The sequence below is a fragment of the Microbacterium sp. ISL-103 genome (assembly GCF_018613995.1).
GTDB lineage: Bacteria > Actinomycetota > Actinomycetes > Actinomycetales > Microbacteriaceae > Microbacterium.
Map to the genome: position 1 here is coordinate 1 of NZ_JAGGPD010000162.1, position 9272 is coordinate 9272.

The 9272-nt window shown below is 67.1% G+C and carries 11 protein-coding genes; all 11 read right to left on the reverse strand.

Features of this window, described 5'->3' with window-relative positions:
• Positions 1-1394: DNA polymerase III subunit alpha (gene dnaE, locus J7E68_RS06800; RefSeq protein ID WP_215171077.1), on the reverse strand; the 1394-nt coding region annotated here is incomplete at its 3' end.
• 54 nt (positions 1395-1448) lie between these two features.
• On the reverse strand, positions 1449-2021 hold the full coding sequence (locus tag J7E68_RS06805) for a GNAT family N-acetyltransferase (protein WP_215171079.1): 573 nt from the start codon (positions 2019-2021) through the stop codon (positions 1449-1451).
• A 48-nt stretch (positions 2022-2069) separates the two neighbouring features.
• Positions 2070-2990 (reverse strand): RluA family pseudouridine synthase, encoded by a 921-nt coding sequence (locus tag J7E68_RS06810; protein WP_215171081.1) that lies wholly within the window; start codon positions 2988-2990, stop codon positions 2070-2072.
• A gap of 2 nt (positions 2991-2992) precedes the next feature.
• Positions 2993-3592 (reverse strand): signal peptidase II, encoded by a 600-nt coding sequence (gene lspA, locus J7E68_RS06815; protein ID WP_396652488.1) that lies wholly within the window; start codon positions 3590-3592, stop codon positions 2993-2995.
• Between the two features lie 60 nt (positions 3593-3652).
• A complete protein-coding gene (locus J7E68_RS06820) occupies positions 3653-4255 on the reverse strand; it encodes a DivIVA domain-containing protein (protein WP_215171083.1) in 603 nt (200 codons plus the stop codon).
• A gap of 154 nt (positions 4256-4409) precedes the next feature.
• Positions 4410-4709, reverse strand: coding sequence for a YggT family protein (locus tag J7E68_RS06825; protein WP_311416565.1), 300 nt, complete (start codon positions 4707-4709; stop codon positions 4410-4412).
• 3 nt (positions 4710-4712) lie between these two features.
• Positions 4713-5186, reverse strand: coding sequence for a cell division protein SepF (locus J7E68_RS06830; protein WP_215171085.1), 474 nt, complete (start codon positions 5184-5186; stop codon positions 4713-4715).
• Positions 5187-5229: 43 nt separating this feature from the next.
• Positions 5230-5934, reverse strand: coding sequence for a YggS family pyridoxal phosphate-dependent enzyme (locus J7E68_RS06835; protein ID WP_215171087.1), 705 nt, complete (start codon positions 5932-5934; stop codon positions 5230-5232).
• Positions 5931-7082, reverse strand: a complete 1152-nt coding sequence (gene ftsZ / locus J7E68_RS06840) for a cell division protein FtsZ (protein WP_215171089.1) — start codon at positions 7080-7082, stop codon at positions 5931-5933. Before ftsZ ends, J7E68_RS06835 begins: the two co-directional genes overlap by 4 nt.
• Before the next feature lie 176 nt (positions 7083-7258).
• Positions 7259-8158, reverse strand: a complete 900-nt coding sequence (locus J7E68_RS06845; protein WP_311416568.1) for an FtsQ-type POTRA domain-containing protein — start codon at positions 8156-8158, stop codon at positions 7259-7261.
• A 66-nt stretch (positions 8159-8224) separates the two neighbouring features.
• A partial coding sequence (gene murC / locus J7E68_RS06850) for a UDP-N-acetylmuramate--L-alanine ligase (protein WP_215171093.1) occupies positions 8225-9272 on the reverse strand: 1048 nt, incomplete at its 5' end.

Consider the following 9272-nt stretch of genomic DNA (forward strand, 5'->3'; position numbering starts at 1 on the left):
GGGAAGCCGAGCACGCGGCCGGCGTCCTTGAGCGCCTGCTTCGACTTGATCGTGCCGTAGGTCACGATCTGCGCGACGCGCTCGGAGCCGTACTTCCTGGTCACGTAGTCAATGACCTCGCCGCGGCGACGGTCATCGAAGTCGACGTCGAAGTCGGGCATCGAGACGCGGTCGGGGTTGAGGAAGCGCTCGAAGATCAGACCGTGCTCGAGCGGGTCGAGGTCGGTGATCTTCATGGCGTACGCGACCATGGAGCCGGCACCGGAACCACGCCCGGGTCCGACGCGGATGCCGTTGTCCTTCGCCCAGTTGATGAAGTCGGCCACGACCAGGAAGTAGCCGGGGAAACCCATCTGCAGGATGATCCCGGTCTCGTACTCGGCCTGCTTGCGCACCTTGTCGGGAATGCCGCTCGGGTAGCGGTAGTGCAGGCCCGCCTCGACCTCCTTGATGAGCCAGCTGTCTTCGGTCTCGCCGTCGGGCACCGGGAACCGCGGCATGTAGTTGGCCGCCGTGTTGAACTCGACCTCGCAGCGTTCGGCGATCAGCAGCGTGTTGTCGCACGCCTCGGGGTGATCGCGGAACAGCTGGCGCATCTCGGCGGCCGTCTTGATGTAGTAGCCGTCGCCGTCGAACTTGAAGCGATTGGGGTCGTCGAGCGTGGATCCGGACTGCACGCACAGCAGCGCCTCGTGCGCATCGGCCTCATGCTGATGCGTGTAATGGGAGTCGTTGGTGCCGACCAGCGGGATATGCAGATCTTTCGAGAGACGGATCAGATCTGTCATGACCCGTCGCTCGATGGAGAGGCCGTGATCCATGATCTCGGCGAAGTAGTTCTCCTTGCCGAACAGATCCTGGAACTCCGCGGCCGCCGCGCGCGCCGCGTCGTACTGGCCGAGACGGAGCCTGGTCTGGATCTCGCCCGACGGGCATCCGGTCGTGGCGATCAGTCCCTTGCCATAGGTCTGGAGGAGCTCCCGATCCATTCGGGGCTTGAAGTAATAGCCCTCCATGCTCGACAGCGAGCTGAGTCGGAACAGGTTGTGCATGCCCTGCGTGCTCTCGCTCCACATCGTCATGTGGGTGTAAGCCCCGGATCCCGAGACGTCGTCGCTCTTCTGATCGGGAGAGCCCCACTGCACGCGGGTCTTGTCGCTGCGGTGGGTGCCGGGGGTGACGTAGGCCTCGAGCCCGATGATCGGTTTGACCCCCGCCGCGTTGGCCGCCTTGTAGAACTCGAAGGCCGCGAACGTGTTGCCGTGATCGGTCACCGCGATGGCCGGCATGTCGTAGTCGGCGGCCGCCTGAGTCATCGCCGCGATCTTCGCCGCCCCGTCGAGCATCGAGTACTCGCTGTGCACGTGCAGGTGGACGAAGGAGTCGGATGCCATGCCTTCGAGTCTACTTTCGGCCTCCGACATCGGACGCCGAAGCCGTGCCCGACTTCACCGCAGATCGAGTCGCATGAGCACGCGCGGGAACCCGTCGAGCGTCGAGCCGGTGTCGGCGGCCTTCACGAAGCCCGCCTTCTCGAAGAGTCGCCTGGTTCCGACGTAGGCCATCGTCGGATTCACCTTCTCGCCGCGATTGTCGACGGGATAGCCCTCCACCGCCGGCGCGCCTCGCTTCATCGCGTGGGCGACGGCTCCCTCGAGCAGCGCATGGGAGATCCCCTGCTTGCGGTGACCCGGTCGCACACGGATGCACCAGAGCGACCAGACGTCGAGATCGTCGATGTGCGGAATCAGTCGATTGCGCGCGAAGCTCGTGTCGCGGCGGGGATGCAACGCCGCCCATCCGACCGGCTGGTCGTCGAGATACGCGATCACCCCCGGCGGCGGGTCGTCGTGGCAGAGAGCTCGCACGCGATCTGCGCGCTGCTGTCCGCGCAGCTCGTTGTTCTCTTTGCTGCCGATCCGATAGCTCAGACAGAAGCACACGTTGGACGTCGCCTTCTTCGGACCGACGAGAGCTGCCACATCGTCGAACTCCGTCGCCGCTCGCACCTCGATGCTCATGCGTTCAGTATGTCCGTCTCCGCCGACATCATGGTCGGCGCAAGCGGGCTACTCCCCGCGAAGCACCGCGAGGGCGTGCTCGAAGTCCGCCGGATAGCCGGACTCGAACTGCACCCATTCCCCGGTCGCCGGATGCGTGAAGGCGAGCTTGTGGGCGTGCAGCCACTGCCGCGTCAGCCCGAGCCGCGCGGACATCGTCGGATCGGCGCCGTAGAGCGGGTCGCCGACGCACGGATGCCGCAGCGCGGCCATGTGCACGCGGATCTGGTGGGTCCGCCCCGTCTCGAGGTGGATCTCGAGCAGCGAGGCGCCGGGGAATGCCTCCAGCGTCTCGTAGTGCGTGACCGAGGGCTTTCCGTCCGGCACGACCGCGAACTTCCAGGAATGGCTCGGATGACGTCCGATCGGAGCATCGATCGTGCCCGTCAGCGGATCGGGGTGCCCCTGGACGACAGCGTGATAGATCTTCTCGACCGTGCGGTCCTTGAAGGCGTGCTTCAGCGCGGTGTACGCCGCCTCGCTCTTGGCCACGACCATGAGGCCGCTGGTGCCGACGTCGAGCCTGTGCACCACGCCCTGCCGTTCCGCGGCGCCGCTGGTGGAGACTCGGAAGCCCGCGGCGGCGAGGGCCCCGATCACCGTCGGACCCTCCCAGCCGAGCGAGGGATGGGCGGCGACGCCCGTGGGCTTGTCGACGACGACGATGTCATCGTCGTCGTACACGATGCCGAGTTCGGGAACCGCGATCGGGACGATCCGCGGCCCCTCCTTCGGCTGCCATTCCACCTCGAGCCACCCTCCGCCCCGAAGACGGTCGGACTTGTCGAGGGTCTCCCCGTCGAGCCGGACTCCCCCCGCAGAAGCCACCTCGGCGGCGAAGGTGCGGGAGAAGCCGAGCAGCTTGGCCAACGCGGCGTCGACGCGCTGGCCCTCCAGCCCGTCAGGGACGGGGAGGGAGCGGAACTCCATGCTCAGCGACCGTCCGATGCAGTGGCAGGGGCGTCCGGAGACGCTCCGTCTGCCGGAAGCGCAGCGGGCCGGTCGTGACCTTCGAGGTCATCGGCGACCGCGGCCGCCTCCGCCTCTTCGTCGGTCTCGACGGGAGCGTGGTCGCGCTCGCGAGTGCCATCGAACCTCAGCCCGAACACGACGAGTAGAGCGACCGAGATCATCCCCGTGACGATGAAGATGTCTGCGACGTTGAAGATCGCGGGCATCATCCACGGCATCGAGATCATGTCGACGACATGCCCCATCGGGAATCCGGGATCACGGAAGAGTCGATCGGTGAGGTTGCCCAGCACCCCACCCAGCAGGCATCCGAGGACAACCGCCCAGAGGCGGGAACGAAGGCCGAGGGCCTTCCACACGATCACTCCGGCGACGACGGCCAACGCGATGGTGAAGATCCACGTGACGTCGGACCCCAGCGAGAATGCAGCGCCGGGGTTGCGCACGTAGTACAGCTGAAGGAACTCACCGAGCACCGGGACAGGCTCCTGCAGAGGCAGGTTCTCGGTGGTGAGGTACTTCACATACTGATCGGCGGCCAGCACGATCGCTGCGAGAATCGCAACGATCGCGCCGGCCGCCGACCGACGAAGGGGCGATCGTCCTGGCAAAAGGACGACCTACAGTCCGATCGCGGAGACCGGAGTCGAGTCCGTCGACGCCGACTTCTCGTCGAGATCGCGGAGCTGACCCTCGATGTAGCCGCGCAGCTGCGAGCGGTAGTCGCGCTCGAAGTTGCGGAGTTCGGTGATGCGAGCCTCGAGCGTGTTGCGCTCGCGCTCGAGACGAGCCGACTCCTCACGCTGCTTGGCCTCGGCCTCGGTGCGGATGCGGTTGACCTCGCCCTCGGCATCGGCGATGAGCTGGGCCCGCTTGGCCTCACCCTCGGCGACGTGCTCGTCGTGCAGGCGCTGCGCGAGCTCGATGATGCCCGCGGTGGCGGTGGCGGAGCCGGACGGCGCGGGCTCGGCGGCGGGTGCCGGAGCCTCTTCGACGACCGGGGCCGCAGCCGGAGCCTCGGCGACCGGCGCGGCAGCAGCAGGCGCGTCGCCGGACTCGTACGCGGCCAGCTTGGCCTTGAGTTCGACGTTCTCTTCGAGGGCCTTGCGCCACTCGATGACGATCTCGTCGAGGAAGTCGTCGACCTCGTCCGGGTCGAAGCCGTCCTTGAAGCGGACGTGCTGGAACTGCTTGGTGACGACGTCATCCGGGGTAAGTGCCATGGTGGCTCCTTCGATGAGTTCGGTTGCCAGTTTGGAGAATGGCGTGGTCGAGATGTGGCGCGAACCCGGGGCGCGCACCTGGGAGCCAAGCATAGTCCCCGAGCCTGTCAGCCGCGACGCCGCGACACTCCAGGGCGCGGAAGTCGCACAGGGCTCAGATGAAGTTCCGGACGATGCTCATGAGGATCAGCACGATCAGGATCGTGATCGAGAAGCCGAAATCCAGGGAGATCGAGCCGATCCGCAGAGGCGGGATGATCCGCCGGAAGAACCGGACAGGCGGATCCGTGATCGTGTAGACGAGCTCGGCAGCGATGAGTCCGGCACCCTTGGGGCGCCACTCCCGATTGAACATCGGGATGTAACTGAGAATCAGACGGGCGAACAGCACCAGCAGATAGAGCAGGAGCGCCAGATGGACGATGCTGGCGACGATGGAGACGACGATCCCCACGGTCTACGACTGGTCGAAGCCCGCGGACTCTGCGTCCGCGTGCGCGATTCCCCCGTGACCCGACACCGCGATGTTCTCCGGCGAGAGCAGGAAGACCTTAGACGTGACCCGCTCGATACGGCCGTAGAGGCCGAGCGAGAGTCCTGAGGCGAAGTCGATGAGGCGGCGCGCATCCGCGTCGCTCATCTGGGAGAGGTTGATGATGACCGGCACGCCTTCGCGGAAGCTCTCCGCGATGAGCTGCGCATCGCGGTACTGCTTCGGGTGCACGGTGAGGATCTCGTTCACGGCCCCTCCTGCGGGCTGACGCACGGCGACAGGGCGACGCAGCGGGGTGACGGGTGCGGGGGCGGGCTCTTCGCGCTCACGGTCGCGGTCCCTGTGAGCACGGGCCGGAGCCGGCGCCTGCTCTTCGTAGACCTCTTCTTCGTCAGCGAGGCCGAGATACACCCTGGTCTTCTTCAGCGGGTTACCCATCGTGTCCTCCGGTTCGAACGTGTCGGGTTGGTCTGTTCACAGGTTAACCCCGGTCGGGGCGGGGTCCGGTTATTGCGGACCCGATCCGCAGGTGTGTCGCGCCTGCGGCCACCGCTTCGGCGAAGTCGCCGGTCATTCCCGCGGATATCCAGGTCGCGGTCGGCTCGACGTCCCGCACGCCATCCGCGATCGAGCGGAGGCGGGCGAAGGCCGACTGCGGCTCTTCGTCGAGGGGAGCGACGGCCATCACGCCACGCAGGCGCAGCGACGGCAGAGTCATGATGTGCTCGGCGAGCGATCGCGCCTCACCGGGCGCGACTCCCCCACGACCCGGATCATCGGTCAGATTCACCTGGACGAGCACGTCGAGGATGTCATCCCCGTCAGCGGCCCGATGCAGAGCGTCGGCGAGTCGATCGCGGTCGACCGAATGCACCGCATCCGCACTGCGTCGGATGGCGGCGGCCTTGTTGGTCTGCGCCTGCCCGATGAAGTGCCACCGGAGGTCGAGCGACGGGAGTTCGCCGGCCTTTGCGGAAAGCTCCTGCTGGCGGTTCTCCCCCACCTCGCGCACACCGAGCGCATGCAGCGCCTGCACGAGGGATGCCGGGTGGAACTTGGTCACCACGATCCGGGTGATCTCCCGAGCATCACGGCCGGCCCGACGCGCAGCGTCGGCGATCTTCTCGTCGATCGCCGACAGCCGCGCGGCCAGAGCCGGATCCTGCGGGCCCTGCTCCTGGGTCACTTCAGGAATTCAGGGATGTCGATGTCGTCGTCTGCGAACGCGGGCTCGATGCTGGTGGCAGCGACGCGCTGCGGAAGCTTCTCCGCAGCGGTGCTGTCCGCGGTCGGCTTGGTCTCGTCGTCGCCCGAGAGTGCGACCTCGGGCAGTGTGGTCGCGGCCGCCGGACGCGACACGACCATCGGGTCGAGTCGCAACGAGGGCTCGCCACCGTCGAAGCCTGCAGCGATCACCGTGACGCGCACCTCGTCGCCGAGGGTGTCGTCGATGACGGTACCGAAGATGATGTTCGCCTCGGGGTGCGCGGCCTCCTTGACGAGGTCTGCGGCGTCGTGGATCTCGAAGATCCCGAGGTTCGATCCACCCTGGATCGAGAGCAGGACTCCGTGCGCACCTTCGATGCTCGCTTCGAGGAGCGGCGACTCGACGGCGAGCTCCGCCGCCTTGATCGCACGGTCTGCGCCGCGCGCCGAGCCGATGCCCATGAGCGCGGAACCCGCACCCTGCATGACGGACTTGACGTCGGCGAAGTCGAGGTTGATGAGTCCCGGCGTCGTGATGAGATCGGTGATGCCCTGCACACCCGCGAGGAGCACCTGGTCTGCCGTGGCGAACGCCTCGATCATCGAGATGCCGCGGTCGCTGATCTCGAGCAGTCGATCGTTCGGCACCACGATGAGGGTGTCGACCTCTTCCTTCAGCTTCGCTACACCGGCTTCGGCCTGGCTCTGACGACGCCGACCCTCGAACGAGAAGGGCTTGGTGACGACACCGATGGTGAGCGCGCCGATCGACTTCGCGATCCGTGCGACGACGGGGGCGCCACCGGTTCCGGTTCCACCACCCTCACCTGCGGTGACGAAGACCATGTCGGCACCCGTGAGGGCCTGCTCGATCTCTTCGGCGTGGTCCTCTGCGGCGCGGCGACCCACCTCGGGGTCGGCGCCGGCACCGAGGCCGCGAGTGAGCTCGCGTCCGACGTCGAGCTTGACGTCGGCATCGCTCATCAGCAGCGCCTGAGCGTCGGTGTTAACGGCGATGAACTCGACTCCGCGGAGACCGAGATCGATCATGCGGTTGACGGCGTTGACGCCGCCACCGCCGACGCCGACGACCTTGATCACGGCGAGGTAGTTCTGGTTCTGGCTCATGGCCGGCCTCCGAGTAGTCGAGCCTGTCTAAGGGTGAGATTCCAGTGGGTGAACCTTAAACCTCAACTAGAGGTGTAAAGTATTTCCCGGTATTGGTTTCTCTTGTTCGAAGGTAAGCGTCACGCACCCGCGCACACGCAGCGACACGGGCGTGTCGCCCGTTTGCCGTCGAAACCTCAGCCGACGACCACCGCGCGGGGCGATGTGACGTCGATGGTCGCCGCATCCGGCCTCTTGACCAGCGTCCTGCTGAGCACTTCCGCTTTGAGGGGCCAGTCCTCGGAACTGCCCCACACGACGACGAGGCCGCTGCTGAGAGTCAGCGTCACGTCGTCGGCGGTGGTCGCGCTGACGCCGGTGAGCGAGGCACGCAGGTCTGTCGGGACCGATCGCACCACGAGTCCCGCGCTGTCGAAGGCCGCAGAGTCCGGACCACCCTCGATGTCGAGCAGCGGCTGGCCCGCCGGCTGGTCCTTCGTCGTCGCGAGCGCGACACCGGCGGCATCGACGAGCGTGTATCCCGCTGCCGAGCGGATGACGCCGACGGGCGTCCGCTCCACGATGCGCACAGTCAGGTCGTGCGGCGGCCTGGCCTCGAGGGAGTACGTCTCGATCAGCGGGAAAGCCAGAAGCGCCGCCTTGACCTCACTCGTGTCGACGAGCGCCAGCGGTGTTCCGACCTGGTCGGCGAGGGCCGCCTCGACCGCCGATGCATCGAGAGTCGTCGCACCGACCACACTGATCTTCTCGACGGCGAACAGCGGGCTGTAAGCGGCAATCGCGCTGCCGCCGATCACGAGGACCATGGCGCCGACCGCGCTGATCCAGAAGATGCGCCGGCGTCGCGATCGCTGGGTGAAACGTCTGATCTCGGCGCGCAGCGCCTTGCGGCGCACTCTGGCCGCACGCCAGACGTCTCGTGTCGAGGTCGGACGGTCTGCCCATTCGGGCTCCGTCTCAGCGTACGGATCCGAGGGTTCGGACAGCGTGCCCCGGACCGTCGACGATTCGGCATCGCCGACCGTGCGCTCGGTCCCGGAGACGCGGACACCACCGCGGCCCGCGGTTCGCCGCACGTGTGCGGCCTCCTCCTCCGCGTGGCCCGCGGGAGGCGTGGGAGGCGGAGGTGGACGTCGCATCTACTAGGCCTCGACGGTGCGGAGCGACTCGAGCACCTGAGGGATGATCTGGTACACGTTGCCGCAGCCGAGCGTGACCACGAAGTCGCCGTCGCGCGCGACGGACGCGGTGTAGTCGGCCGCCTGCTGCCAGTCCGCGACGAAGTGCACGTGCGAGGGATCCTGGAAGGCCCCGCTCACCAGTTCACCGGTGACGCCGGGCACCGGATCCTCCCGCGCGCCGTAGACGTCGAGCATCACCGTGTGGTCGGCGTAGGTCTCGAGCACCTCTGCGAACTCGCGGAACATGTGCTGCGTGCGGGAGTAGGTATGCGGTTGCTGAATGGCGATGATCCGGCCCCCGCCCGAGATCGAGCGCATGGCCTCGAGGGCCGCACGGACCTCGGTCGGGTGGTGCGAGTAGTCGTCGTAGACGGTCACCCCGCGCTCGATGCCGTGCTGCTCGAGCCGGCGCACCGTGCCGGCGAACCCCTCGACGGCGCGAGCGGACTCGGCCAGACCGAAACCGACCGAGAGCAGCACGGTGATGGCGCCCGCGGCGTTGATCGCATTGTGCACACCGGGAACGGCGAGCTGCAGACGCACGCTCTCATCACCGTGGGTGATGGTCGCAGACACGGGACCTGCGGTGACGACATCGGTCACGCGCACATCGGCATCCTCGGCCTGCCCGAAGGTGATGACATTCGGGTGCGACAGGCCTGCGCCGACGCGCAGCGCGCCGGGATCGTCGCTGGAGATGACGACGGCCTCGGTGGCGGCATCCGCGAAACGGACGAACGCGTCATGGAACGCCTCGTCGGAGCCGTAGTGGTCGAGGTGGTCGGGGTCGACGTTGGTGATCAACGCGACGGCCGTGTCGTACAGCAGGAAGGTGCCGTCGGACTCGTCGGCCTCGATGACGAAGAGCTCGCCGGTGCCTGTGGCGCTGGAGACGCCGAGCTGCTCGATGACCCCGCCGTTGACGAAGTTCGGGTCGGCACCCCGCGCCTGCAGCGCGGTGACGATCATGCCGGTCGACGTCGTCTTGCCGTGCGCACCCGCGACCGAG